The sequence below is a fragment of the Polaromonas sp. DSP2-3-2b2 genome, assembly GCF_049895905.1.
GTDB lineage: Bacteria > Pseudomonadota > Gammaproteobacteria > Burkholderiales > Burkholderiaceae_C > Polaromonas.
Genome location: NZ_JAFCTH010000015.1, coordinates 20,269 through 43,968 on the forward strand (window position 1 = coordinate 20,269; position 23,700 = coordinate 43,968).

The 23,700-nt window shown below is 61.7% G+C and carries 26 protein-coding genes and 1 pseudogene; 17 read left to right on the forward strand and 10 right to left on the reverse strand.

Annotated elements, in window-relative coordinates:
* Positions 1-103: 103 nt before the first annotated feature.
* Positions 104-598, reverse strand: a complete 495-nt coding sequence (gene rfaE2 / locus ACP7AD_RS13035) for a D-glycero-beta-D-manno-heptose 1-phosphate adenylyltransferase (RefSeq protein ID WP_426148002.1) — start codon at positions 596-598, stop codon at positions 104-106.
* Positions 595-1,464: a ferritin-like domain-containing protein gene (locus ACP7AD_RS13040; protein WP_426148003.1), complete on the reverse strand. Its 870-nt coding sequence runs from the start codon at positions 1,462-1,464 to the stop codon at positions 595-597. Before ACP7AD_RS13040 ends, rfaE2 begins: the two co-directional genes overlap by 4 nt.
* 188 nt (positions 1,465-1,652) lie before the next feature.
* Between ACP7AD_RS13040 and ACP7AD_RS13045 the strand changes: the two genes are divergently transcribed.
* The 9 genes from ACP7AD_RS13045 to ACP7AD_RS13085 all read left to right on the forward strand — a co-directional run bounded on the left by ACP7AD_RS13045 (position 1,653) and on the right by ACP7AD_RS13085 (position 9,733).
* Positions 1,653-2,249 (forward strand): glutathione peroxidase, encoded by a 597-nt coding sequence (locus tag ACP7AD_RS13045; RefSeq protein ID WP_426148004.1) that lies wholly within the window; start codon positions 1,653-1,655, stop codon positions 2,247-2,249.
* A 289-nt stretch (positions 2,250-2,538) separates the two neighbouring features.
* A complete protein-coding gene (locus ACP7AD_RS13050; RefSeq protein WP_426148005.1) occupies positions 2,539-3,882 on the forward strand; it encodes an NAD(P)/FAD-dependent oxidoreductase in 1,344 nt (447 codons plus the stop codon).
* Positions 3,879-4,667 (forward strand): DUF1365 domain-containing protein, encoded by a 789-nt coding sequence (locus ACP7AD_RS13055; protein ID WP_426148006.1) that lies wholly within the window; start codon positions 3,879-3,881, stop codon positions 4,665-4,667. The genes ACP7AD_RS13050 and ACP7AD_RS13055 overlap by 4 nt, the downstream gene beginning before the upstream one ends.
* Complete coding sequence (locus ACP7AD_RS13060) at positions 4,664-5,902, forward strand: class I SAM-dependent methyltransferase (RefSeq protein WP_426148007.1); 1,239 nt, start codon at positions 4,664-4,666, stop codon at positions 5,900-5,902. Before ACP7AD_RS13055 ends, ACP7AD_RS13060 begins: the two co-directional genes overlap by 4 nt.
* Positions 5,903-5,910: 8 nt before the next feature.
* A complete protein-coding gene (locus tag ACP7AD_RS13065) occupies positions 5,911-6,501 on the forward strand; it encodes a chalcone isomerase family protein (RefSeq protein ID WP_426148008.1) in 591 nt (196 codons plus the stop codon).
* Positions 6,498-7,829, forward strand: coding sequence for an MFS transporter (locus ACP7AD_RS13070; protein ID WP_426148009.1), 1,332 nt, complete (start codon positions 6,498-6,500; stop codon positions 7,827-7,829). The genes ACP7AD_RS13065 and ACP7AD_RS13070 overlap by 4 nt, the downstream gene beginning before the upstream one ends.
* Positions 7,826-8,395: a DUF3833 domain-containing protein gene (locus tag ACP7AD_RS13075; RefSeq protein ID WP_426148010.1), complete on the forward strand. Its 570-nt coding sequence runs from the start codon at positions 7,826-7,828 to the stop codon at positions 8,393-8,395. Before ACP7AD_RS13070 ends, ACP7AD_RS13075 begins: the two co-directional genes overlap by 4 nt.
* 91 nt (positions 8,396-8,486) lie before the next feature.
* Positions 8,487-9,257, forward strand: coding sequence for an SDR family NAD(P)-dependent oxidoreductase (locus tag ACP7AD_RS13080; RefSeq protein ID WP_426148011.1), 771 nt, complete (start codon positions 8,487-8,489; stop codon positions 9,255-9,257).
* 17 nt (positions 9,258-9,274) lie between these two features.
* Positions 9,275-9,733: a nuclear transport factor 2 family protein gene (locus tag ACP7AD_RS13085; protein ID WP_426148071.1), complete on the forward strand. Its 459-nt coding sequence runs from the start codon at positions 9,275-9,277 to the stop codon at positions 9,731-9,733.
* Positions 9,734-9,744: 11 nt separating this feature from the next.
* Here the strand turns inward: ACP7AD_RS13085 and ACP7AD_RS13090 are convergent, their stop codons facing one another.
* Positions 9,745-10,359, reverse strand: coding sequence for a glutathione S-transferase N-terminal domain-containing protein (locus ACP7AD_RS13090; RefSeq protein ID WP_426148072.1), 615 nt, complete (start codon positions 10,357-10,359; stop codon positions 9,745-9,747).
* A 146-nt stretch (positions 10,360-10,505) separates the two neighbouring features.
* Here ACP7AD_RS13090 and purB point away from each other — a divergent pair, with 146 nt between their 5' ends.
* Positions 10,506-11,885, forward strand: coding sequence for an adenylosuccinate lyase (gene purB / locus ACP7AD_RS13095; protein ID WP_426148012.1), 1,380 nt, complete (start codon positions 10,506-10,508; stop codon positions 11,883-11,885).
* 67 nt (positions 11,886-11,952) lie between these two features.
* Here the strand turns inward: purB and ACP7AD_RS13100 are convergent, their stop codons facing one another.
* The 3 genes from ACP7AD_RS13100 to ACP7AD_RS13110 form a co-directional block, all read right to left on the reverse strand.
* Positions 11,953-12,264, reverse strand: coding sequence for a DUF2007 domain-containing protein (locus ACP7AD_RS13100; protein WP_426148013.1), 312 nt, complete (start codon positions 12,262-12,264; stop codon positions 11,953-11,955).
* Positions 12,265-12,446: 182 nt separating this feature from the next.
* Positions 12,447-12,878, reverse strand: a complete 432-nt coding sequence (locus ACP7AD_RS13105) for a DUF3717 domain-containing protein (protein WP_426148014.1) — start codon at positions 12,876-12,878, stop codon at positions 12,447-12,449.
* A gap of 58 nt (positions 12,879-12,936) precedes the next feature.
* Positions 12,937-13,899 (reverse strand): TerC family protein, encoded by a 963-nt coding sequence (locus ACP7AD_RS13110; RefSeq protein ID WP_426148015.1) that lies wholly within the window; start codon positions 13,897-13,899, stop codon positions 12,937-12,939.
* Here ACP7AD_RS13110 and ACP7AD_RS13115 point away from each other — a divergent pair.
* Entirely contained in the window at positions 13,894-14,184 is a 291-nt protein-coding gene (locus ACP7AD_RS13115) for a hypothetical protein (RefSeq protein WP_426148016.1), read from the forward strand. The genes ACP7AD_RS13110 and ACP7AD_RS13115 overlap by 6 nt on opposite strands.
* Entirely contained in the window at positions 14,181-14,534 is a 354-nt protein-coding gene (locus ACP7AD_RS13120; RefSeq protein ID WP_036807932.1) for a phage holin family protein, read from the forward strand. Before ACP7AD_RS13115 ends, ACP7AD_RS13120 begins: the two co-directional genes overlap by 4 nt.
* Here the strand turns inward: ACP7AD_RS13120 and ACP7AD_RS13125 are convergent.
* Positions 14,490-16,046 carry a M48 family metalloprotease gene (locus ACP7AD_RS13125; protein ID WP_426148073.1) on the reverse strand — a complete coding sequence of 519 codons (1,557 nt, stop codon included), beginning with the start codon at positions 16,044-16,046 and terminating at the stop codon, positions 14,490-14,492. The two genes, ACP7AD_RS13120 and ACP7AD_RS13125, sit on opposite strands and share 45 nt — an antisense overlap.
* Positions 16,047-16,203: 157 nt before the next feature.
* Between ACP7AD_RS13125 and moaC (ACP7AD_RS13130) the strand changes: the two genes are divergently transcribed.
* On the forward strand, positions 16,204-16,704 hold the full coding sequence (gene moaC / locus ACP7AD_RS13130; protein ID WP_426148017.1) for a cyclic pyranopterin monophosphate synthase MoaC: 501 nt from the start codon (positions 16,204-16,206) through the stop codon (positions 16,702-16,704).
* Positions 16,705-16,963: 259 nt separating this feature from the next.
* Positions 16,964-17,818: a site-specific integrase gene (locus ACP7AD_RS13135; RefSeq protein ID WP_426148018.1), complete on the forward strand. Its 855-nt coding sequence runs from the start codon at positions 16,964-16,966 to the stop codon at positions 17,816-17,818.
* Between the two features lie 1,186 nt (positions 17,819-19,004).
* On the opposite strand, the gene bamE is transcribed toward ACP7AD_RS13135, so the two are convergent.
* Positions 19,005-19,310: an outer membrane protein assembly factor BamE domain-containing protein gene (bamE, locus tag ACP7AD_RS13140; RefSeq protein ID WP_426148019.1), complete on the reverse strand. Its 306-nt coding sequence runs from the start codon at positions 19,308-19,310 to the stop codon at positions 19,005-19,007.
* Between the two features lie 540 nt (positions 19,311-19,850).
* Between bamE and ACP7AD_RS13145 the strand changes: the two genes are divergently transcribed.
* The 3 genes and pseudogenes from ACP7AD_RS13145 to moaC (ACP7AD_RS13155) all read left to right on the forward strand — a co-directional run.
* Positions 19,851-20,438 (forward strand): recombinase family protein, encoded by a 588-nt coding sequence (locus ACP7AD_RS13145; RefSeq protein WP_426148020.1) that lies wholly within the window; start codon positions 19,851-19,853, stop codon positions 20,436-20,438.
* Positions 20,439-20,572: 134 nt separating this feature from the next.
* Positions 20,573-21,340 (forward strand): hypothetical protein, encoded by a 768-nt coding sequence (locus ACP7AD_RS13150; RefSeq protein ID WP_426148021.1) that lies wholly within the window; start codon positions 20,573-20,575, stop codon positions 21,338-21,340.
* Positions 21,341-21,526: 186 nt separating this feature from the next.
* Positions 21,527-21,622 (forward strand): annotated as a pseudogene (moaC, locus tag ACP7AD_RS13155) (cyclic pyranopterin monophosphate synthase MoaC); the annotation flags it as partial.
* Positions 21,623-21,692: 70 nt separating this feature from the next.
* Here the strand turns inward: moaC (ACP7AD_RS13155) and ACP7AD_RS13160 are convergent.
* Positions 21,693-22,088: a hypothetical protein gene (locus ACP7AD_RS13160; protein WP_426148022.1), complete on the reverse strand. Its 396-nt coding sequence runs from the start codon at positions 22,086-22,088 to the stop codon at positions 21,693-21,695.
* 84 nt (positions 22,089-22,172) lie between these two features.
* Entirely contained in the window at positions 22,173-23,144 is a 972-nt protein-coding gene (locus ACP7AD_RS13165; protein ID WP_426166168.1) for a lysozyme inhibitor LprI family protein, read from the reverse strand.
* Positions 23,145-23,700: the final 556 nt, after the last annotated feature.

Here is a 23,700-nt window from a genome sequence, read left to right on the forward strand (position 1 = left end):
ACGCCCCGCCCATTGAACGCCCTGCAACGAAAAATAATTGAACGAAATCAGCCTCTAGCGCAATCAGTACGTGCGCAAGCAGCTATCAATCCAATAGCAAATATCACCCCGCCGAAGTCCCCGCGCGAATCTTTTTCACCAGCGCCGTCGTTGAATACCCCTCAACAAACGCAATCGCCAGCGCCCGGCCGCCGTAGGCCTTCACCACCGCCGTCTCGGCCAGCGTGTCCATGTCGTAGTCGCCGCCCTTGACCAGCACGTCGGGCTTGAGTTCGGTGATCAGTTCCAGCGGTGTGTCCTCGTCGAACCAGGTCACCAGGCTGCTTGATTCGAGCGCGGCCATCAGCACTGCCCGGTCGTCCTGCGGGTTCAGCGGCCGGTCCGGGCCTTTGCCCAGGCGCCTAGCCGAGGCGTCGGTGTTGAGCGCCACGACCAGGCTGGCGCCGAGTTGCCGCGCCTGCGCCAGATAGGTTGCGTGGCCGCAGTGCAGCACGTCGAACACGCCGTTGGTGAACACCACCGGGCGCGGCAGCGCGGCCATGCGGGCAGCGGCGTCGTTGCGGTTGACGATCTTGTTCAGGAAGGAAGGCGGCTTCATACGGCTTTCAGGAAAGTGTCCGGCGCTTGGGGCCCCGCGAACTGGCGGCCAAGTTCCTTGCGGTAGTGGTTGAGCTGCTGAACGGTCTTGAACGGCTGGCCCAGCAACAGCCCCAGATTGTGCAGGATGCGCTCGACCACTTTCGTTTCCCAGCCAGCGTCGAAACGGATCTGCGTGTCGAGCCAGTGCGCCAGCCACTCGGGGTCGGGCAGGCGGCTCTGGATGGTGTCGCGCGGAAACAAGGCTTTGTTGACATGCAGGTTGGTCGGATGCAGCGCCTGCGCGGTGCGCCGGGCGCTGGCCATCAGCACGCCGACCTTGGCGAATGCCGCCCTGGCCTCGTCGCCGGATTTTCCGATGGCACGCTTCATGTAGCGCAAATACGCGCCGCCGTGGCGCGCCTCGTCCTGGCTGAGCCGGGTGTAGATCTGCCGGATCACCGGCTCGGTGTGCCATTCGCTGGCGCGGCGGTACCAGTGGTTCAGGCGAATCTCGCCGCAAAAATGCAGCATCAGGGTTTCCAGCGGCGGCGCGGGCTCGAACTCGAAACGCACCTCGTGCAGTTCTTCCTCGGTCGGCACCAGTTCGGGCCGGAAACGCCGCAGGTAGTCCATCAGCACCAGCGAATGCTTTTGTTCCTCGAAAAACCAGATCGACATGAAAGCCGAGAAATCGCTGTCGCCCCGGTTGTCGCGCAGGAACATCTCGGTGGCCGGCAGCGCCGACCATTCGGTGATGGCATTCATGCGGATGGTCCGGGCCTGCTCGTCGGTCAGCAGCGACGGATCGAAGGCGGACCAGGGAATGTCCGTGTCCATGTTCCAGCGGACGGCTTCGAGCTGTTTGAACAATTCGGGGTAAAGCATGGTATCTCCTGGATCAGCGGGTAAGCGACTGGGCGCGTTCCGGGTGTTGTCTTTGGCCGGAATAGTATTGATTTCAACAAAACACCATGACAGGCAGTGCCTTCAGGGTCATTGGCCCCAAAAAAAATTTGAATCCACTGTGCAAGCCGGTGCGTATAAGCTCAAACCTTTTTTCTTGAGAGCCAGCCATGCAAGCCTTTTCCCTTGTTCCCTTGACGCTGGCGCTGCTGGCCGGCGCGGTACTTGCCGCCTCGCCGGCCGGGGCAGCCCAGCCCGATAGTTCGGCTCAGGTGCCGGCCCAGGCCTGTCCTGCCGTTTTGCAACAAAACGTGCTGCGCCTGCAGGACGAAAAGCCGCAGTCGCTGTGCCAGTACAGCGGCAAGGTCGTCGTTGTCGTCAACACCGCCAGCTTTTGCGGCTTCACGCCGCAGTACAAGGGCCTGGAAGCGCTGTACACCAAATACCAGGGGCGCGGCCTGGTGGTGCTGGGCTTTCCGTCGAATGATTTTTCGCAGGAATCGGGCAGCAACAAGGACATCGCGGAATTTTGCGAGAGCACCTTTGGCGTGAACTTTCCCATGTTCACCAAGACCACCGTGAGCGGCAAGGACGCCAGCCCGCTGTTCAAACAGCTGGCCGCCGCCAGCGGCACACCGCCGCGCTGGAACTTCTACAAATACATCATTTCGCGCAACGGCCTGGCCGTGACGTCGTTCAACTCAATGACCGATCCGGGCAGCAGCAAGTTCATCACCGAAATTGAAAAGCAGCTGGCCAAGCCATGAACACGGCTGGCGCATGCGCAAAAGCTGCTGGCGGCTTAACAAAACTTTACCGACTGAAACCCCGACGCGGGGGAACTCGATTAGGCTCAAAACACTCCTACTGCCTACCTTGCTCCAGCAGCGCCAGAGCGCCGGAACAAGGCCCACACAGTTTCATTGTTGCGAAGCCTTTCCGGCCCTCCAGGCCGGTCTGCACACCCGGGGCGGTTTCACTCCTCCCTCACTCCCTTGTTCGCACCGGGACGCTTCGCAGCATTTTTATATTTCGCTCCCGCCCTGGAACGCGGCCATGAGCCACTCTCTTCCCAAGGTGGCCATCGTCGGCTCGGGCATTTCGGGGCTGGCCGCCGCGCACACGCTCAAGGGCCGGGCACGCATCACGCTGTTCGAGGCGGGCGACTATTTCGGCGGCCACACGCACACCGTCGATGTCACGCTGCCCACGCCGCTCGGCCCCGTCACCCACGGCGTGGACACCGGCTTTCTGGTGTTCAACGAACGCACTTATCCCAACCTGATCGCACTGTTTGCCGAACTGGGCGTTGAAACCGCCCGGTCGGACATGTCGTTTTCGGTCAAGGCGCCCGGCGCACCGGGCGGACGGACGCTGGAATGGAGCGGCTCCAGCCTGAACAGCGTGTTTGCCCAGCGCGGCAACCTGGTCAGCTGGAAATTCCTGCGCATGCTGCGCGACATCGTCCGCTTCAACCGCATCACCACCACGCTGGCGCTGTCCAACGCCGAGGCTGCCATGGTGCAGCCGCTGGGCGATTTTTTGCATCAGCAGGATTTCTCGGCCGAGTTCCGCGACTGGTATTTCCTGCCGATGATGGGCTGCATCTGGTCGTGTCCGACCGACCAGATGCTGCAATTCCCGGTCTCCACCATGATCCGTTTCTGCCACAACCACGGCTTGATTCAGGTCACCGACCGGCCGCAGTGGTGGACGGTCAGGGGCGGCGCGCGCCACTATGTCGAGAAAATCGTCGCCGGCATTGCCGACAAGCGGCTGAACACGCCGGTCCTGCGCATCGAGCGCGATGCCGGGGCTGCGCGCAGCGGCGTGCGCATCGTCACGCGCAACGCCATCGAGCATTTCGACAAGGTCGTGCTGGCCACGCATTCCGACCAGTCGCTGGCACTGCTGCAGGGCGCCAGCAGTGCCGAGCGAAAAACGCTGGGCGCCATCCGCTACCAGGCCAACCGCGCCGTGCTGCACACCGACAACGCCGTGTTGCCACAAAAAAAGATCGCCTGGGCGGCCTGGAACTACGAACGCGCCGCCGGCATCGACCGCGAATCGTCCAGCGTGTGCCTGCATTACCTGCTCAACATGCTGCAGCCGCTGCCCTTTGCGCAGCCGGTCGTGGTGTCGCTGAATCCGTTGCGGGACATCGCGCGGTCCCACGTCATGGGTGAATACGACTACATGCATCCGGTGTTCGACCTGGCTGCGATCCAGGCGCAGCAGTTGCTGCCAGCCCTGCAGGGCCGGCAGCACAGCTATTTCTGCGGCGCCTGGACCGGCTACGGCTTTCATGAAGACGGCCTGAAGTCGGGAATGAACGCCGCCCGGCTGCTGCTGGAGCAGCACACGCAGGCCGCGCCAGCCCTGCAAGGCGAGCCGGCATGACCCGCCCGCAAGCAGCAGACGTGCCGCTGATCGGCTTCGGCCGGGTCGTGCACAAGCGCCTGCGCCCGGCCGCCAATGCCTTCAACTACCCGACCTATTTCCTCATGCTGCCGATGCGCAGCCTGCACCGCGATGGCAGCGGCGCGCTGGCGCACAACCGGCGCGGCGCGCTGAGCTTTTTCGACGCTGACCACGGCGACGGCGGCGACAACGCGCTGGCCTGGCTCGACGCCCTGCTGCTGCGCGAAGGCGTGGAAGACGCTGGCGGCGAGGTCTGGCTGCACACCTATCCGCGTGTGCTGGGCTATGCCTTCAAGCCGGTCAGCTTCTGGTATTGCCACCGGCCAGATGGCACGTTGCGCGCCATCGTGGTCGAGGTAAACAACACTTTTGGCGAGCGCCACTGCTATCTGCTTGACGAGCCCCGGTACGGTCAGGAGCTCAGCGCCGACAAGGTGTTTCATGTCTCGCCCTTCTGCACGCTGGCCGGCGGCTACCGCTTTCGCTTCATGCACAGCAGCCAGGACGGCGTGCGCAAGACGGTGGCCCGCATCGACTACCACGACCGCCTGGATGACGACGCGGCCGGGCCGCTGCTGCAGACCAGCGTCAGCGGCACGCTGGAGCCGGTCACGCCGGCCAGCCTGCGCAAGGCGCTGTGGCGCTACCCGGCCATGACACTGGGCGTGATGGCACGCATCCACTGGCAAGCCTTCAGGCTGTGGCGCAAACGCATTCCCTTTGTCAGCAAACCCGAGCTTCCCAAAAATACCGTGACGCGATGACCAGCCTCAGCCCTCCCTCGATTCCCGCCGCCCAGCCCATCCCCCGCGACGCGCCCGGGGCCGCGCGCACCGCCTTGAAGATGCTTAGGCGCCTGAAGCACGGCACGCTCACGGTGCAGCTGCCCGATGGCTACTTGCTGCGCTTCGGCTCGGGCACGGCGCCCATGGCCAGCCTGCACCTGCACAACTGGAAACCGTGCAGCGCCGCCCTGCGCTCGGGCGACATCGGCTTTGCCGAAAGCTACATCGCCGGCGACTGGACCACGCCGCACCTGGCCGACCTGCTCGAACTGCTGATCGTCAACCGCCAGGAAGTCGAAAGCGCCATCTACGGCAGCTGGCTGGGCCGCCTGGCCTACCGCGTCAAGCATCTGCTCAACCGCAACACGAAGGCCAACAGCCAGAAGAACATCCATGCTCATTACGACCTGGGCAATGCGTTCTACACCCTCTGGCTCGACAGCACGATGAACTACTCATCGGCGATTTTCGACTCGCCGGAGACCACCATGGTTGAAGGCCAGCATGCCAAGGTGCGCCGCGCCTTGACCATGGCGCAGGCCAGGCCTGGCGACCGGGTGCTGGAAATCGGCTGCGGCTGGGGCGCGCTGGCCGAAATGGCAACGACCGAGTTCGGCGCCTTCCTGGTCGGCGTGACGCTGAGCACCGAGCAGCTGGCCTGGGCCAATGCCCGCATGGCCCGGCTGGGCGCGTCCGACGAGGCCGACCTGCGGCTGCAGGACTACCGCGACATCGGCAAGACGACGCAGGACGAGCCCTTCGACGCGATCTGCTCGATCGAGATGGTCGAGGCGGTCGGCCGCGAATACTGGCCTGAGTATTTCCAGACCGTCGCGCGCCTGCTCAAGCCCGGCGGCCGTGCCTGCATCCAGAGCATCGTGATTGCCGACGAGCTGTTTGACCGCTACATTGGCTCGACCGACTTCATCCAGCAGTATATTTTTCCGGGCGGCTGCCTGCCGTGTCCGCGCGAATTCCGGGCGCAGGCCGAAGCAGCCGGTTTTGACATCGTTGACGAGTTTTCGTTTGGCCTGGACTATGCGCGCACGCTGCGGCTGTGGCAGGGCGACTTCCTGGCGCAGGAGCAACGCGTGCTGCAACTCGGTTTTGACAAAAGGTTCATCCGCATATGGGAGTTCTACCTGGCTTATTGCGAAGCGGCTTTTGCGCAGGCCAACACCAGCGTGATGCAGTTCACGCTGCGCAAGCGCTGACGCCGGCCATGAAGCGCGCGCTGCCCGTCGGCCTGGCTGCGCTGCTGTGGGCCAGCGCGGCGCTGGCGCAACTATCCGCGCCGCCAGCCACGCCCGAGCTGGCGGCCAGCCGCGCCGGCGCGCCGCCAGCGCGGCCCGAACTCAGCGCCCTGCCCCAGGCCAGGCTGGTCGGCCAGACGCGGCTGACCCTCTGGGGTTTCGACATCTACGACGTCCGCTTGTGGGCGCCGGACAATTTCAGCGCCGCCAGCTTTGCCTCGTCAGCGCTGGCGCTGGAACTGAACTACCTGCGCAATTTCCAGGCGGCCGACATCGCCGAGCGTTCCTTGAAGGAAATGCGCCGCAGCCAGCCGGTTAGCGACGCACAGGCCGCACAGTGGAAGGCCGAGCTGCTGCGGGTGATTCCGGATGTGCGCAAGGGCGACCGCATCACCGGCGTACACCGGCCCGGTGTCAGCGCAGCCTTCTGGGTCAATGGCCGGGCCAGCGGCGAGATTCTGGACGCCGACTTTGCCCGGCTGTTCTTCGGCATCTGGCTGTCGCCCGGTACGTCCGAGCCCCGGATGCGCGAAGCCCTGCTCGCCGGAAGCAGCCCATGACACAGGCGGCCGCATCGCAAGCCATTCAGGCCTGCGCGCCGGCTGTGGCCGTGCCGGAGGCATTTTCTGCCCGCAACGGCCTGGCCTACGGCCTGCTGGGCCTGCCGCTGGCCTTCGTGGCGCTGCCGCTCTATGTCATCTTGCCGAACCACTACGCGCGCGAATTCGGCATGCCGCTGGCGCTGCTGGGCGCGATTTTGCTGGGCGCCCGATTGTTCGATGCGCTGATCGACCCGATGCTCGGCCGGCTGAGCGACCGGCTGTTCGCGCGTTCGGCGGCGTCGGTGCTGCGGCTGGGCGCGCTGGCGGCATTGGCGCTGGCGCTGGGCTTTAGCTTGCTGTTCTTTCCGCTGCAGGCGGTGCAGGACGCGCCGTTCGCGCTGGCCGCCTGGGCCGGCGCCAGCCTGGTGCTGACCTATGCGGCTTACAGCACGCTCAGCGTGTCGCACCAGTCGTGGGGCGCGATGCTGGGCGGCAACGAGGCGCAGCGCAGCCGCATCGTCGCTTGGCGTGAAGGGCTCGGGCTGGTCGGCGTGGTTTTGGCATCAATCATGCCGGTAGCGCTTGGCCTGCCTGCGACAACAGCTCTCTTTTTTGTAGCATTGCTGGCCGGCTGGCTGGCCTGGCGCCGGGCGCCCGAGCCGGTGGCGCGGCGCACGGACCATGCGCCGGCGGCCGGCGCGCTGTGGCTGCCCTGGCGGTCGCGCGCCTTTCGCCGGCTGCTGGCGGTGTTCATGCTCAACGGCATTGCCAGCGCCGTGCCGGCCACGCTGGTGCTGTTCTTCATCCAGGACCGGCTTCAGGCGCCGGCCCGCATGGAGCCACTGTTCCTGGGCAGCTATTTCCTCGCGGCGGCGCTGTCGATTCCGCTGTGGCTCGCCGTCGTCAAGCGGCTCGGGCTGGCGCGCACCTGGCTGATTGGCATGGCGCTGGCGATTGCCGTGTTTGCCTGGGCCACGCAGCTTGGCGCAGGGCAAAGCATGGCGTTCGCGCTGGTCTGCGCGCTGTCGGGCGTGGCGCTGGGCACCGATTTGGCGCTGCCCGGCGCGCTGCTGGCCGGCGTGATCCAGGCCGACGGCCAGTCGGGCCAGGCCGAAGGCGCCTACTTCGGCTGGTGGAATTTCGCCACCAAGCTCAACCTGGCGCTGGCCGCCGGGCTGGCGCTGCCGCTGCTCGGCGCGTTTGGCTACGTGCCCGGCAGCCGCGACGCTAGCGCGCTCGATGCGCTGGTGGTGGCCTATTGCGTGCTGCCGTGCATCCTGAAACTGCTGGCGGCGGCCAGCGCCTGGCTTTTCCTGATCCACCCTTCTGAAAGCGTCCCAGCATGACCTGCATTCCCACACCCACCCGGCTTTTCAAAGGCGCGTTGCCGGCGCTCGTGCTGTCGCTGACGCTGCTGGCGGGCTGCGCCGGCCCGCAGGTCAGCGACTACGCCGCCGAGCAGCCGGTGCTCGACCTGCGCCAGTATTTCAACGGCACGCTGGACGCCTACGGCCTGTTCACCGACCGCTCGGGCAAGGTCGTCAAGCGCTTCACCGTCGTCATGAAATGCAGCTGGCAAGGCCCGCCCGGGCTTGAGACCGGCGTGCTCGACGAGGACTTCACCTATTCCGACGGCACCAAGCAGCGCCGCATCTGGACGCTCAAGCGCCAGCCCGACGGCCGCTTCCTAGGGACCGCCGACGACGTGGTGGGCGAGGCCGCCGGCCAGGAAAAAGGCAATGCCTTTCGCTGGGGCTACACGCTCAAGCTGCCGGTCGAGGGCCGCGTCATCGAGGTGCAGTTCGACGACTGGATGTACCTGATGAACGACAAGGTGATGCTGAACAAGGCCGAGATGAGCAAGTTCGGCGTCAAGCTGGGCGAGGTCACGCTGTCGTTCGTGAAGCGCTAAAAATACGCAAAATATCCATCAAATCGGCCTCTTGCGCAGGCAGTACGGGCGTTTACAGCTATCAAATTAATTACAAGTAAAGTAGTCGCCCATGTCCTTCAATCCCCTTATGCCCGACTGGCGTGGCAAGAACGTCTGGCTGGTCGGCGCATCCAGCGGCATCGGCCAGGCCACGGCGCATGCGCTGCATGCGGCGGGCGCCAAAGTGTTCGTCTCTGCCCGCAATGCCGATGCGCTGGCCGGCTTCGTGCAAAGCCATCCGGGCGCCGTGGCGCTGGCGCTCGATGTCACTGACCCGCCAGCGCTGAAGGCAGCGGCGCAAACCGTGCTGGCCGCAGGAAAGCTCGACCTGGTGATGTATTGCGCTGGTTATTACAAGGAGTTGCGCGCCACCGGTTTTGACCTGGCCGAGATGCTCAGGCACAGCGAGGTGAACTACCGCGGCGCGCTGTACCTGTTGGACGCGGTGCTGCCGGCCCTGCTGGCGCAGCAGTCCGGTCACATCAGCCTGATCAGCAGCGTGGCCGGCTACACCGGACTGCCCAAGTCCCTAGCCTACGGGCCGACCAAGGCCGCGCTGATCAATCTGGCCGAAACGCTTTACCTCGACCTGAAGGACAGCCGCATCGGCGTGAGCCTGGTGTGTCCGGGATTTGTCGAAACGCCGCTGACCGCGCAGAACCAGTTCACCATGCCCGCGCTGATCACGCCCGAGCAAGCGGCGCAAGAAATCCTGCAGGGCTGGCGCAAGGGCGAGTTTGAAATCCACTTTCCCAAGCGCTTCACGCGCTGGATGAAGGCCTTGCGCCTGTTGCCTTACGCCGCGCGTTTCGCGGCCGTTCGCAAGATCACTTCGCTGTGAAGCGCCACGCCATGAATATGAACCCGGAACATGAAAAAGCCCCGCCCATGCGCGAAGCCGCCGCGCATGTCGTTGATTTTTTTGAAAGCTTGAGCCCGGCCAGCCTGGACCGGCTGGACACGCTGTACGCGCCGGAGGCGTATTTCAAGGACCCGTTCAACGAGGTGCGCGGCTTGCCCGCCATCCGGCAGGTGTTCAGCCACATGTACGAATCGCTGGAGCAGCCGCGCTTCGTGGTGACCGGCTGCATCGTCGATGGCCAGGAGTGCTTCCTGACCTGGGATTTCATTTTCCACTTCAAACGTTTTGACACCCGGACGCTGCAGACCGTGCGCGGCGGATCGCACCTGAAGTTCAACGCTGCCGGGCTGCTGGATTTTCACCGCGACTACTGGGACGCGGCCGAGGAGCTGTATGAAAAGCTGCCGCTGGTCGGGCGGCTGATGCGCTGGCTCAAGCAGCGCGCACGGCAGTAGGCCCAGAAAAATCAGCCGGCCTGCGTTTCCACGAAACTCGGCCGCAGCGCCAGCTTGTCATGCAGCCTGAGCAGCTGGGGATGCGTTTCGCGCCACTGCACTTCGGGGAAACGAAAGTCCAGGTAACCCAGGGCAGAACCCACCGCCACATCCGACAGGCTGAAATGAACGCCGCTGCAGTAGAGCTTGTCGCCCAGGCCATTGCTCATCGCCTGCAGCGCGGTGTCGATCTTTCCCATCTGCCGCGCGATCCAGGCGTCGCAGCGCTGCTCGGCACTGCGGCCGGACCAGGTGGCCTCCAGCCGGGCCAGCAGCGCGGCATCCATGACGCCATCGGCCAGCGCTTCCCAGGTCTTGACTTCGGCGCGCTCGCGGCCCTGCGCCGGAATCAGCTTGCCCACCGGCGAAAGCGTGTCGAGGTATTCGACAATCACGCGCGAATCGAAAATCGCCTCGCCCGCCTCCATGACCAGGCACGGCACCTTGCCCAAGGGATTGGACAGGCTCATGGCGGTTTTTTCGGCCCAGACGTCTTCGAGCACAAACTGGTAGTCGAGTTTTTTCTCGGCCATGACGATGCGCACCTTGCGTACAAAGGGACTGGTGGCGGATCCGATGAGTTTCATCATGTGCTGTGTTCTTGTCGTGGCCGGGTAAACCAGCATTCTATCGATTCAGGGCGCGCGCTGAAGGACAGCGGCGTCCTGGCAGGTAATTGCGCTGTAACGCAGCGTGGCCGGTATTTCCACCCGTGCGGCCTACAATCACGCCCATGAGCTTTTCACCCATCAACGCACTGTCGCCGCTGGACGGCCGATACGTCGCCAAACTTGCCACCCTACGCCCCCTGATGTCCGAGCAAGGCTATATGCACCGCCGGGTCCAGGTGGAAATCGCCTGGTTCATCGCGTTGTCCGATGCCAAGTTCGCCGAATTCAAGCCGCTCAGCCCCGGCGCGCGCACCTACCTGCTCGGCCTCGTGAAGAACTTTTCCGAAGCCGACGCCATTGCCATCAAGACGATTGAAAAAACCACCAATCACGACGTGAAAGCGGTCGAGTACTGGATCAAGTCCAAGTTCGAAGCCCGGCCCGAGCTGCAGGCCGCCAGCGAATTCGTCCACTTTGCCTGCACCAGCGAAGACATCAACAACACCAGCCAGGCGCTGCAGCTCAAAAGCAGCCGCGAACAGGTCGTGCTGCCGGCGCTCGACAAGGTCATCGACAAGCTGCGCCAGATGGCCCATGCGCATGCCGAAGTGCCCATGCTCAGCCGCACCCACGGCCAGACCGCCAGCCCGACCACCGTCGGCAAGGAACTTGCCAATATCGTGGTGCGCCTGGTCCAAGCGCGCGAAAAAATCGCCGGCATCAAGCTGATGGCCAAGATGAACGGCGCCGTGGGCAACTACAACGCGCACCTGGCCGCCTGGCCCGACTTCGACTGGGAAGCCTTCAGCCGCCATGTGATTGAAACGCCGGAGCCGCTGGGTCTGGGCTTGACGTTCCAGCCCCACAGCATCCAGATCGAGCCGCACGACTACATGGCCGAGCTGTTTGACGCGGTGGCGCGCACCAACACGATTTTGATCGACCTGGCGCGCGACATCTGGGGCTATGTCAGCCTCGGCTACTTCAAGCAGCGGCTCAAAGAGGGCGAAATCGGCTCGTCCACCATGCCGCACAAGGTCAACCCGATTGACTTCGAAAACGCCGAGGGCAACCTGGGTCTGGCCAATGCGCTGCTGCGCCACATGAGCGAGAAGCTGCCCATCAGCCGCTGGCAGCGCGACCTGACCGACTCGACCGTGCTGCGCAACATGGGCGTGGCGCTGGGTTACGCCGTGCTGGCCTACAACTCGCTGTGCATCGGGCTGAACAAGCTGGAGCTCAACGAGGAAAACCTTGCCGCTGACCTCGATAGCTCCTGGGAAGTGCTGGCCGAGCCGATCCAGACGGTGATGCGCCGCTATGCCGTGGCGGGCGCCTATGAAAAGCTCAAGGAAGTCACGCGCGGCAAGACCGTCAGGCCCGAAGACCTGCACGGCCTGATCCGCTCGCTGGAAATTCCCGAAGCCGAAAAAGAGCGCCTCTTGGTGATGACGCCCGGCAGCTATGTCGGCATGGCCGCCGAACTGGCCCGGCGCGTCTGAACGCACGCCTGAAGGTTCGCAGCGGGCTTTGAACAGCCCGCTTTTTTTTGCCTCGGCCCGGCTTGACTCAGGCCAGGCCCGCCGGCATCGCGGCGCCGCACTGCCAGCACTGCTCGAAGCCGCCTTCGACCGTTTCCCCACAGCGGCACAGCCAGCGCCGCTGCGGCATGTTTTGCAGCGCATCGAGCAAGGCGCGGGCGCCCGTCTGCTCATGGTCGTGGGTCAGCCAGATTTCCGGCTGGCACTGATCGGGCGGCAACTCGCCGGCCACGCTGCCCAGGAAATAGCGCTGCACGCTGGCCGAATAACCGGCTTGCTGCAGCGCATCGACCCACAGCGCGGCAATGGCAATGTTCGGGGCACGGGTCAGGCGAAGCATGCGGGCAGTTTACGCCGGAATCAGGCAACTCCTGAATTGATAGCTATAAACATATACAGGATGAGCGGAAACGACATTTTTTATATTGAAAATCGTAACGACTCAGCATCCCCGCCTTACTCCTTCCCGCCTTTGGGGGAAGGAGTCATTCGGAATCAAGGCATGGGCAACCTGAATAGTTACTAAAAATCAGCATCTGCCGGGCTCGTCTTCTCCAGCGCCCGGTCGGCGTAGCGGCCAAAGCGCCAGGCCGTGGCCTGCTGGGTGATGCGCCGCCAGGTGCCGCGTTTTTCAACCGGGCTCATCGCCAGCCAGTGCTGGACCTCCTCGAACGTGCGGCCGCAGCCCTTGCACAGGTCATCGCCCTGGCTGGTGGAACAGATGGCAATGCACGGCGTGTCGGCGGTGGTGTCGTACCAGGCGAGCCAGGCGTCCAGCGCCTCGGCCGGAAAAGCGGCCTCATCCGCCGCGTCTTCACGGCGAAAGGCCATCAGCGCATACACCTCGGCCAGCGCGCGCACCTCGGGCGCCAGCGTGGTGCCGTCGGGCGAAGGATTTTTGGCGCGCCAGTAATTGATGGCGGCTTCAAGGTCGATGATGTGAATGCCAGGCATGGGAAGCGCATCATAGTCATCCCTGCCAGGCTGCGCTGCACGGCTTGCCGGCTGGGGCTTATCCGCGCCGCACGTCGGCCGACGCCGAACGCACGCTGAGCAGCATGGTCAGAACCAGCACGCCGACCACCACGCCCAGCGACGCCATCACCGGAATCTTGTAGATGTCGATCAGGCACATCTTGGTGCCGATGAACACCAGGATCACCGCCAGGCCGTAGTTCAGCAAATGGAACTTGTTGGCCACGGCGGCCAGCAAAAAGTACATGGCGCGCAGGCCCAGAATGGCGAACACGTTGCTGGTCAGCACGATGAACGGGTCGCTGGTGATGGCGAAAATCGCCGGGATCGAGTCCACCGCGAAAATCACGTCGGTCAGCGCCACCAGGCAGATCACCATGAACAGCGGCGTGGCGATCTTCTTGCCGTTCTCGACGGTCCAGAACTTCTCGCCGTCGTAATGCTTGCTGACCGGCAAAATGCGGCGCAGCAGCTTGAGCGCCGGGTTGTCGTCCAGCGCCGGCTCCTTGCCGGCGGCCCACCACATCTTGATGCCGGTCAGGATCAGGAAGGCGCCGAACAGGTACAAGATCCAGTGGAACTGCGCCAGCAGCCAGCCGCCGACCAGGATCATGATGGTGCGCAGCACGATGGCGCCGATGATGCCGATCATCAGCACCCGCTTCTGGTAATGCGACGGCACGGCGAAGTAGGTGAAGATCATCAGGAAGACGAAGATGTTGTCCACCGCCAGCGATTTCTCGATCAGGTAGCCGGTCAGGAATTCCAGCGACTTGGTGTTGGCGATTTCGGTGGAACCGGTGCTGTCCTTCACCGCCCACCAGAACAGGCCATTGAACAAAAAGCTCAGCGAGACCCAGACCAGCGACCAGTTCAGCGCCTCCCTGACGCCAATGTCATGGGCGCCCTGCTTTTTCAGGACCACGAAATCAATGAACAGGGAAACAAGAACGATGCCGACAAAAGTGGCCCACAGCCACAGGGGCGCAATGGTTTGCATGACAAGACCTTTTTAACAATGGAAGATGCGAATGCGCACCAAAAGGTCTTGCGGGAAAGAGCTGCACAGCTCCTTTTATGTGTTCCGGCTACCGGTTTGACGGGCAACGTATTGACGAAACACAAGCGCTTGCCACCGGTTGGCTACAAGGTCGCTACTCCCCTTTCAGTCGAAAAAGTATCGGCGTTTTGGAAATTCCACACGGTTACTACGGATTTGGGTAGCTACCTGCCGGCCAGCGCAGCAGTCGGCGTGGCGGACCAGGTGCTATCCTTGAAAGCATGAAACTCATCCTCAAATGGCTGCTCAGCGCCGCCGCCCTGCTGGCGGTGGCCTACCTGTACTCGGGCGTGACGGTGACCAGTTTCACCGGCGCGCTGATCGCGGCGGCGGTGCTCGGCGCGCTGAACATGGTGGTGCGCCCGCTGCTGGTGCTGCTCACGCTGCCGGTGACGGTGCTGACGCTGGGGCTGTTCCTGTTTGTCGTGAATGCGCTGATGTTCTGGGCCGCCGCCAGCCTGGTCAGCGGCCTGAACGTCAACGGCTTTGGCGCGGCGCTGCTGGGCTCGCTGATCTACTCAGTGCTGCAGCTAGCGATCGATTTTCTCCTGGAGCGCCTGTTCCTTAAGGATTGACTCGACCTGCCGCGTGCGCGTGTCAATGATCGAACCCTCCACAAAATCGGCGCTGCCCGGCTGGCTGCGCATCAGCCCCTGCGCCGCCTTGAAGCGGTCCAGCGCGGCGCTGTAGTCGAGCTGGGCGGCGCGGCTTTCGGCATCGGCCCGGATGGCGCGCACCGGCTGGCCCTGCTGGCCGTAGGCGGTGGCCAGCAGCTGCCAGGCGCCGGCATCGCGGGGATGCACGGCCACCCAGGTCTGCAGCGTTTGCGACACGTCGGGCGCGCGCTTGGCGGCCATCAGCGCCCTAGACATCAGCAGCAGTTCGGCCCGTGAGCCGGCCTTGCCGATGTCAAGCGTGGCGGCCGAAGCCGGCAACTTGCCTTCCATCAGGTCCAGCTCGACGGCCAGCAGCTGCACCGCCTTGCCCGCCGGGTCCGAGCCGGCGGCAAGCGCCCCAAGCCGGTCGAGCAGGCTGCGCGCCGCCGCGAAATCACGCAGTTGCGCTGCGGCAAAGGCGCCACCATAAAACGTTCCGGCATCGCGGGCACTGGCTGCCGAAGCTGCCGGCAAGGCAGCCGCCCTGCGCTGCGCCTCGGCCAGCAGGGTGCGCAGCACGTCCACGCCGGGAACGGCCAGAATGCGGGCGCGCGCGGCCATCATGGCGTGCAGGCGCTGCGTGCGTTCGGCGGTCGCCTGCTGACCGGCTGACGGTGCAGCAGCCGCCGAGGCCAGTTGCACCCGGGCCTGCGCCTCAGCCATCCGCTCAGTGGTCAGCGGGTGCGAGCGCAGGTAGGGAAACGAGCCGTTGTCGTTGAGCCGGTTGGCCTGCTGCAGTTTTTCAAACATGCCCGAGATGCCTCGGCTGGCATAGCCGGCATCCTCCATCATACCAAAGCCGACGCGGTCGGCCTCGCGCTCCATGTCGCGCGAAAAATTCAGCTGGCCCTGCGCCAGAATCGCCTGGCCGCCGACGATCGCGGCCGAGCCGGCCTGCGGATTCCGGTTCGCCGCCAGCGCGCCGAGCACCATGGCGGCAATCATCCACGGCGCTTGCCGGGACTGCTGCGTCATCAGCCGCGAGATGTGCCGCTGCGTCACGTGGCTCATCTCATGCGCCAGCACGGCGGCCAGCTCGTCGGCGCTGCTGACGGTGCTGATCAGGCCCAGATGCACGCCAAAATAGCCGCCTGGCAAGGCAAAGGCGTTGATGCTGCGGTCGCGGATCAGGAACAATTCCCAGGCAAAGCGCTCGTCCAGCTCGGCCGACAGCTCGCCGCGCGCGCGCGCCGCCGCCATCAACGGCTGCCAGATGCCCTGCAGGTAATCGGTTAGCACCGGGTCCTCGACCAGGTCGGGGTCACGGTAAATACTGGCCGCGATGCGGTCGCCGATGCGGCGCTCGGCAGCCGGGGACAGGTCGGAGTTATCGCCCAGAGACGGCAACGAACGGGCGCCGGCCGGCGGAAAAGACGTTTCACCGCCCGGCGCCTGGGCCAGCGAAGCGGTGGAGACTGCTATCACGACCATAGCTGCCAGCGCGCGCTGCACCTGCGCGAAAGCATGTTTAGGCTTAAAAATGTCGGAGCGGGTCAATAAAGTCAAGGGCAGTCACCTTTGGGGCGGGGAAGAACGACGCAAGCAAGCCTCTTATGATGCGGCATAGTTGTAAAGGTTCTGTATCAGCATGACGACGCCCACTTCCCCTCTCACCCATTTCGACGCCCAGGGCCAGGCCCACATGGTCGATGTCGCGGCCAAGGCGGCCACGCACCGCATCGCCGTTGCACAAGGCCGCATCGCCATGAAGCCCGCCACGCTGGCGCTGGTCATGTCCGGCACGGCCAAAAAGGGCGACGTGCTGGGCATTGCCCGTGTCGCCGGCATCATGGCCGCCAAGAAAACCAGCGACCTGATCCCACTGTGCCACCCGCTGGCGCTGACCCGCGTTGCGCTGGAATTTGCGACGGCCCCGGCAGCCGGGAACGAAACCGGCAGCGTGACCTGTACCGCCACGGTGGAAACCGTTGGCCCCACCGGCGTCGAGATGGAAGCGCTGACAGCCGTCAACATTGCCCTGCTGACGATTTATGACATGTGTAAAGCCGCTGACAGGGGCATGACCATCACCGACGTGAAGCTACTGGAAAAGCACGGCGGCAAGTCGGGCAGCTTTGTAAGTGATTGATTCGTAAGGATATTGTCTTACTGAGCTTGAACCGTTAGCGTCAAGCTGCTGAGCCTCAGGCCAGCCCCGAAAGGGGTGAAAACCTTAGAAAACTCGTTCTTGTCCAACGCCTGTCCAAGTGAAGGCGCATATGGCATCGATTCGACAACGTTCCGGCACGTGGCAAGCACGAGTGCTACGCGAGGGGTATCCGGCTGAAGTTAAGAGCTTCGCAACGCGGGGTGAAGCTCAACGATGGGCGCGGCAAATAGAAGGGGCTATGGATAGCGGCGGCTATCAATCCCGCTGTGATGCCGACAAGATGCTGCTGAGTGATGCCCTTCTGCGCTATGCAGAGGAAGTCTCACCGACAAAGCGGGGCTATCGGGATGAGGTCATCCGCATCAATGCGCTTAAGCGTGCCAAGATGGCCGCGTACAGCATGGCGAAACTGTCGCCTGCCATCGTTGCTGGCTTTCGCGATGAGAGGCTTAAGAATGTCGGGGCTGGCGCGGTTATCCGGGACTTGTCGCTGCTGTCCAGCGTCATCAACCATGCTAGGCGTGAATGGGGCGTGACGGTGAATAACCCGTGCCTGCTGGTCAAGAAGCCGCCTATTCCTGCCGGGCGTACACGGGTGCTTTCCAATGATGAGGAGCAGCGTCTGCTTGCGGCCTTAACGCCTACGGGCAGACGGAACCCCGAAATGCTGCCGCTAGTTCAGCTTGCGCTTCAGACTGCCATGCGCCGTGGTGAACTGCTAGCACTTCGATGGGCGCATGTGGACCTTGAAGCTCAAACGGCCTACTTGCCAACTACAAAGAATGGGCATCCACGCCTTGTGCCTCTGTCCACTGCTGCAGTAGCTGTGCTGGCCTCTTTGACCAACTGTCGTAATGAAACAGTGTTCAGCATCGCGGCTCAGACGGTGGTAGCCGCCTTCATACGAGCCACGGTAAGAGCCAGCATCAAGGGGCTGCGCTTTCATGACCTCAGGCATACCGCAACAAGCCGCATGGCCGACAAGCTGCCAAACGTTATCGAACTAGCGGCTGTTACCGGACACCGTAGTATTCAAATGCTTAAACGCTACTACCATCCGAACGCCAGTGCATTAGCCAAAAAGCTGGGCTGAGTTAATACGGAATAGGATGGCAGCGCCTGCGGTTTGCTGATGGCCGGGCTGGATTAATTGGCGGCTTTGCCGGGCCGCTGGCGAGTTCTGGCAATGGCCGGGCTGGGCATGTATGGCGCGGCTTTAATAAACGCTTAGCAGGGCTGTGAGCGGCTTGGCAGCGCCTGCGGCTTGATGATGGCCTTGCAGTGGCAGGGATTTATTATGTGGGCTGTATGCTGCGCTGGCGGCTTTTCGTGGAAGTCATACACGGCAGCGCAGTATCTGTTTCATTGCCTAGCGGCTGGCTGTGCTGGCTGTGCTGGCTTGCTGTACCGTCACACGATAGGCTAGGGTAACGGCGTGATGCGCTGGCTAGGCTTATCGCGGTAAGTCCTTGATTTATAAGGAGATTAGTCTATTAGTACATATACTACAGCAATGAACCGGCGCTAACCCTGCCATTAAGGTTCCTGCTTTACAGTAGATTCGGGATATTAGCGAACCAGCTACCGATAACCTGCGCCTTTGCCCTCACTACCTACTTCTAGGTCTAGGGATACACATTGCGGCGTCCTAACGCGTTAAGCGCTAGGTTTTCAGACAAGGCCACATTAGAGGCTGCATCTGTGACCTAACCTAACCATAGCCCCTAGAAGAAGCACAGAGCTATAGCCTAAAGATAGAGCCATAGTCCCATGTCATAAACCTGACAGCTACGCTGTAGGATGCTTAAAGCATTGGCTTACAGCCGGGTACTCAACTACCTGTCGGTAGTCTCGGTTCACTACGTTCACTCTTGGAGTCTAAGAATAGCCTAAGGGAATAGCTATAGAGCATGAAGCTACGCTACAGGCTTTAGATATGAGCTAGTCCCAGCCTGCTACGCTAAGGCTTCGCAGTCTGAGCCTTTAGAGCTATAGGCTAATAGCGGATGATGCTACGCATAGACTAGCAAGCATTATAACTACGCTATAGACTATATAGCTACTCACTAGCTATCGCTAGCTCGGTTCACTACGTTCACTCTTGGAGCCTATGCAAGGTTTAGAGCTTCGCATGCCTTTAATCTAACGCATCTATAAGGATTTTAAATGGGTTATATGAAAGCAGCTATAAATAGGCTTGTGAGCTTATACCTTACATAGCTTTCGATAATCCTCTTCTAAGCCACTATTAGTTCGCTTTCAAGCGATTGATGTTAGCGTCAGAATATATTGATGTTCTTCTCTTCGTACTGTTCGCCGTACTTGACTACCTTGCCACCGCGCAGAGTTACTGAGTAGGTTCTTGGCCATGCAGACACGGCATGCTTCATCCGCTTGTAAATCAAGTATTCCTCGCTCTTGTCGCCATCCGCACTGACTGACACGGGAGAACCTAGAGTCTGGATAACCTGCTGCTTGGTCATGCCAATAGCAACCTTATCAAAGTCTGATGCTGTGCCATATACAACAGCTTGGCATCCAGTAAGTAATAAAACTGCAATTAGAGCTAATCTTTTAATAATCATTGATTCCTTTTATGCAGAGCTTAATGTAACAAAACCTAAATGTTTCTTGCAATAGCGAGGGGGCACCTCAGACCAACGGGCGCTTGCATATGCCCCCGTGGGCCTGCGCTGGCGAGCGCGGGCGAGCGCGGGCGGCATGATGCGCGGGCGGGCGTGCCTATGGCAGAGCCTGCGGCTGGGCCTGCTGGGTGGCCTGATGCGGGGCTGGGTAGGTATGGGCTGGCCTGCTATGGGCGGCTGGCGGGGCTGTGGATGGCCGTGGCGGGCTTTTAGGGCTGGCGGGCATGGTTTGGCTATAGCGGCTTGGCGGCGCTCTGCTCTGCGGTGTCGGGTGTCTCTGCGGCCTGCCTAGACGCGGCGCGGCTATATGAGGCTGACAGCGCCTGCCGATTGCCATGCCCTACGGATTGCAGGTCATAAGTTGTAAGTTGTGACCTACCCCAACAATAGCCCTTTTGCATAGGTCAAAAGATATTCAGAAATGCTTATGATCTAGGTCATAATGAATCTACTATCTTTAGAACCACAAAGGCACATCAAATGTCAAACCTTCTCTACCTACGCTGTTCCGGCCTGTCTCAGTCAGTTGAGGCACAGAGGCAAGCCATGATGCAAGGCACCGCCTTTGATGCAGAGTACATGGACGAGGGCATTAGCGGCGCTGTGCTGGCTGCAAGCCGTCCGGGTTTCGCTGAACTGCTGAAGTACGCTCGTAAAGGCGACACGGTTCATGTCTATGCTGTTGATCGACTAGGCCGCGATGCCATCGACATACAGACCACTATCAAGACGTTCCTTGCCAAAGGCGTGTCCGTCAACGTGCGCGGTTTGGGGTTGATCGCCAAAGGCGTAGGGGAATTGATTGTGGCCGTGCTGGCGCAGGTTGCAGAGATGGAACGCGAACGAATCAGGGAACGCACCAGCAACGGCAGGGACGTTGCCAAGGCGTCCCTTGCTACCACTGGCAAGACACACAGAGGCAAGGACAGCCTAGGCAGGCCAGCCAAAGGCGAAGCCTCTACTGTACGAAATTGGCGCATAGAGAACAAAGCCAGCATTGCAGTTACTGCAAAGCAGTTCAACCTGTCCGATTCCACCGTAAAGCGCTACTGCCTGACAGCCACATAGAGTAGCGCAATGCCTCTTGCTATGGAGTCCAAAATGCTTGGACTTAAACGCCAGTATCCATAACCTTATCAGGCTAGGTTTTGGACATGTATTGAGTTACGGTCCGAATACGGTCGATTTTGGACATGGCGGATATGATTTCATTGATGCGCACCATACCTGCAAACCTTCTGTCAACGTTTGAACACGAAGCACAGCTCCAAGCTCAGGCTCTTGCTGTCATCAGCAATAGCGAAGTTATGTCTGACCACTTAGAGGCAGTTAGTGAGAGCTTGGCCTACGCGTACACGCTGATTCAACTAGAGTCAGAAGCAGAGTCAGCGGTTCACACTTTACAGCTTCTCTGCATACGCTTGCTTAACTGCGCTGCATCAGCCCTGAAGCTCGGGCTTGCAGGCTATTACCAAACCGCTTTTGCACAATTAAGAGACCTACTTGAACTAGTGAACCTAGTTGATTATTTCCTGATTGACCCCTCGCAAATTGGCATCTGGTCATGGGCAGACAGCAAGTTGCTGCGAAAGACATTCAGCCCCGACGCTGTCAGAAAGGCTCTTGAGGCTCATCCGGAACACGAGGGTCAGAGCCGTAAACCGCAATACGCAAGCTACTCACACTACGCTTCCCACGCAACTTACGACGGCTTTAGGCTCATATCGCCAAATAACATTCCTCACGCCGGTTGCTTTTTCGATCCATCGCGACTGCAGGCTCTCTTGACCGAGCTAGCGAGGCGTACGGCACACGCTACTGTGACCTTAAGTGCTGTGGTGGCTGAATTCGAGCATAAGACATTTGCTGAGAGTCGCAGCTTTCGTCAATTCATCTTTCGCTATCAAGAGAAATATATGCCGAATGACACTGGGGCTACTGTGACAGTCGGAACGTCTTCAATTCCTTAGCCTCGAACCTTATCGGGTATGCTGTCCATCTTGGTCAGATTCCTGTCCAAGTTTTGTCCAACTGCGTTGGCTAAGAGTTGAGTTTTCAAGGTTTAACCCAGAGGCCGTCGCTTCACTTATCTTACGTAAGTCATGGACTTATATAGGGAATATGGAAAAGCCAAGCGTTGTCATCATCATCTAGATGACATGTGTAAAGCCGCTGACAGGGGCATGACCATCACCGACGTGAAGCTGCTGGAAAAGCACGGCGGCAAGTCGGGCAGCTTTGTAAGTGATTGATGTCGAAGAGTTTTGCAGCCCTGGCAAGTAATTTTCGGGCGGCCAGCGAATTCAATAACTGGAACGCAGCCTACTTCTGCGGCGCCTTGCCGTTGCTGTTCTCGGCCGGTCTGGCCGCAGGCGCGGGTCTGACCGTGACGGAAAGCCGGTCGGCATCGCTGCGGGCAGACGCCGGTTCAGGCGCCACGCTGGCGCCTTGAATGACTTCGGTGTTCGGCAAGCTGGAGAGCGAAATCTGTGACATGGCCGCCCTTCGCTCCACATCGGTCAGCATCACCTCGAACACCCTGACCTCCTTCTTGAGCTCGACAATCTTTGAGCGAATCACCCGGGACTGACCTTCCAGCGACAGGTTGGTGGGCGCCGGTGCCGCCGTGGATCCTGTGCTTGATGCAGAAAAGTCGGGCGCTGCGCAGCCCGAAAGCAGCAAAGCCGCCAGTCCGGCCAGGGTCATCAGTTTCTTCATATCGTCCTCCCTTTCGTTGTTGATCTCTAGACGCCATCGACCGCCATCGCTTGCGGTCCGGTCCTGTTCATGGGGTTTTTTGCATTAGCGCCAGGCCGTGGGGCCGGGCGGCTTGCGACCTTCGATCTCGCTCATCAACTGGTCTCGCCGGTAGGCATACCAGCGCAGCATGCAGCCGCGATCCCGGCAAATCGACTCGCGCCGGCTCGCCTCCAGATCATTCTGGCGCCGGAAGGCTGCGCGGTCAGGGGCGGCATTTTTGGCGCGTGCATACACCCGGCCGACTTCATGGTTGAGCTGGAAAAGCTCGGCGTCCGAGCAAATCATCTTTTCGGGCGCCGAGCGCGCCCTGCTGCAATCGAAACTGGCGTCGGAACGCATTCCCGGGCGCGGCTCCTGCGGCGCTTCGGATACGGGCACAGCCGCTTTTGCAACCTCAACCTTGCGGACCGGCGGGCGGGCCACCGACACCGGGGACGACACCGGACCGCTTTCCAGTGCCGGGCTGGCCGACGCAAGGGCTTGGAGAGGTTTCTCAGGCACAGGCACGGGCTGCACTGCCCGCGCCAGCGTCTGGCGCACCGCCGCCAGCCCATCGGCCGCAGACCGCGACCGCTCATCGGCCTGGCCGTGGGCGGCGGAATAGATACGCAGGCTGTCCAGGTAGAGGAATTCTGCGCGCCTGAGCAGTTCCGGCCGGCTGGCGTCAAGAGCGAAACCCGCGAGGAGCGCCAGCCTGGCATAGTGCGCGCCCAGCAGGTATTTGCTGTCGGCCGACTCAGTCGAATCCGCGCCCTTGAGCTTGTCGGCCAGGCGGCACGACATCAGGAAAGCCACCTCGGCGTCGCGCGGCCGGCTGGACGCGGCAGCATCCTTGCCAATCACGATGAACGACGCAATGTCGGTCGCCGCCAGGCCGGGCACGTCAGGCTGGAAAGGAAACTTCCCGTCCTGGCTGCCAGAAGCGGCCGTTGCCGGTGTCAGGGGGCAGGTCGCGACCTGCCCCGAAGCCTGCGGCGCCGAAGCAGAAGCAATCGTTACCGGCTTGCCAGGCATGGGTAACCCCAGGGGGTCCAGCAACAGCCATGCGCCGGCGATGGCGGCAGCGGCCAATACGCTGCTTGAGATGAGAACCTTAAGCTGCCGCGCCGTTGGCCCAGCCGGCTGCAACGGCTGAACAGCAGCTTTCAGCGGCTCGGGCAAGGGCTGCTGTGGCGAAACCCGTGCTTTGGTCGAACTGCTTACAGTCTCGCGGGCTGGTGCCTGCGGTGCCGATACATTTTCTTTCGGTGGCTCGGCCACAAACCGGGGCGGCTGGGCGCTTTTGTTCAGCTTTTCAGGCGCGGGCAGAGATGAGGGAACGTTAGTTTTCGGGGTTTCAGGCGCCTGCGATGCAGCAGGGCCACGTCTTTTCCATGCCCCGGCGACAGCCGCAGCCCCAAGCAATACCCCCGACGCGAAAACAGCCCCCTGACGCTTATCAATAGTCATGTGAGCACCATAACGCGGCTCGGACGGCAGGAAATGTGTAAGTCACACTTTGATGCAAAAGTTGCCCTTTCTGCCAGGCAACGATTTACATGCTTTCGAGATGCTGGAGGAATGCCGCTGA

Coding starts and splice junctions, on each gene's coding strand:
- ACP7AD_RS13120 (WP_036807932.1), top strand. CDS start 14,181: ATGAAACTCATCCTCAAATGGCTGCTCAGCGCCGCCGCCCTGCTGGCG.
- ACP7AD_RS13160 (WP_426148022.1), bottom strand. CDS start 22,088: ATGAAGAAACTGATGACCCTGGCCGGACTGGCGGCTTTGCTGCTTTCG.
- ACP7AD_RS13070 (WP_426148009.1), top strand. CDS start 6,498: ATGACACAGGCGGCCGCATCGCAAGCCATTCAGGCCTGCGCGCCGGCT.
- purB (WP_426148012.1), top strand. CDS start 10,506: ATGAGCTTTTCACCCATCAACGCACTGTCGCCGCTGGACGGCCGATAC.
- ACP7AD_RS13075 (WP_426148010.1), top strand. CDS start 7,826: ATGACCTGCATTCCCACACCCACCCGGCTTTTCAAAGGCGCGTTGCCG.
- ACP7AD_RS13165 (WP_426166168.1), bottom strand. CDS start 23,144: ATGCCTGGCAAGCCGGTAACGATTGCTTCTGCTTCGGCGCCGCAGGCT.
- ACP7AD_RS13080 (WP_426148011.1), top strand. CDS start 8,487: ATGTCCTTCAATCCCCTTATGCCCGACTGGCGTGGCAAGAACGTCTGG.
- moaC (WP_426148017.1), top strand. CDS start 16,204: ATGACGACGCCCACTTCCCCTCTCACCCATTTCGACGCCCAGGGCCAG.
- ACP7AD_RS13105 (WP_426148014.1), bottom strand. CDS start 12,878: ATGCCTGGCATTCACATCATCGACCTTGAAGCCGCCATCAATTACTGG.
- ACP7AD_RS13050 (WP_426148005.1), top strand. CDS start 2,539: ATGAGCCACTCTCTTCCCAAGGTGGCCATCGTCGGCTCGGGCATTTCG.
- ACP7AD_RS13085 (WP_426148071.1), top strand. CDS start 9,275: ATGAACCCGGAACATGAAAAAGCCCCGCCCATGCGCGAAGCCGCCGCG.
- ACP7AD_RS13045 (WP_426148004.1), top strand. CDS start 1,653: ATGCAAGCCTTTTCCCTTGTTCCCTTGACGCTGGCGCTGCTGGCCGGC.
- ACP7AD_RS13145 (WP_426148020.1), top strand. CDS start 19,851: ATGTCAAACCTTCTCTACCTACGCTGTTCCGGCCTGTCTCAGTCAGTT.
- ACP7AD_RS13135 (WP_426148018.1), top strand. CDS start 16,964: ATGGATAGCGGCGGCTATCAATCCCGCTGTGATGCCGACAAGATGCTG.
- ACP7AD_RS13125 (WP_426148073.1), bottom strand. CDS start 16,046: ATGGTCGTGATAGCAGTCTCCACCGCTTCGCTGGCCCAGGCGCCGGGC.
- ACP7AD_RS13055 (WP_426148006.1), top strand. CDS start 3,879: ATGACCCGCCCGCAAGCAGCAGACGTGCCGCTGATCGGCTTCGGCCGG.
- ACP7AD_RS13065 (WP_426148008.1), top strand. CDS start 5,911: ATGAAGCGCGCGCTGCCCGTCGGCCTGGCTGCGCTGCTGTGGGCCAGC.
- ACP7AD_RS13040 (WP_426148003.1), bottom strand. CDS start 1,464: ATGCTTTACCCCGAATTGTTCAAACAGCTCGAAGCCGTCCGCTGGAAC.
- ACP7AD_RS13110 (WP_426148015.1), bottom strand. CDS start 13,899: ATGCAAACCATTGCGCCCCTGTGGCTGTGGGCCACTTTTGTCGGCATC.
- rfaE2 (WP_426148002.1), bottom strand. CDS start 598: ATGAAGCCGCCTTCCTTCCTGAACAAGATCGTCAACCGCAACGACGCC.
- ACP7AD_RS13150 (WP_426148021.1), top strand. CDS start 20,573: ATGATTTCATTGATGCGCACCATACCTGCAAACCTTCTGTCAACGTTT.
- bamE (WP_426148019.1), bottom strand. CDS start 19,310: ATGATTATTAAAAGATTAGCTCTAATTGCAGTTTTATTACTTACTGGA.
- ACP7AD_RS13060 (WP_426148007.1), top strand. CDS start 4,664: ATGACCAGCCTCAGCCCTCCCTCGATTCCCGCCGCCCAGCCCATCCCC.
- ACP7AD_RS13090 (WP_426148072.1), bottom strand. CDS start 10,359: ATGAAACTCATCGGATCCGCCACCAGTCCCTTTGTACGCAAGGTGCGC.
- ACP7AD_RS13100 (WP_426148013.1), bottom strand. CDS start 12,264: ATGCTTCGCCTGACCCGTGCCCCGAACATTGCCATTGCCGCGCTGTGG.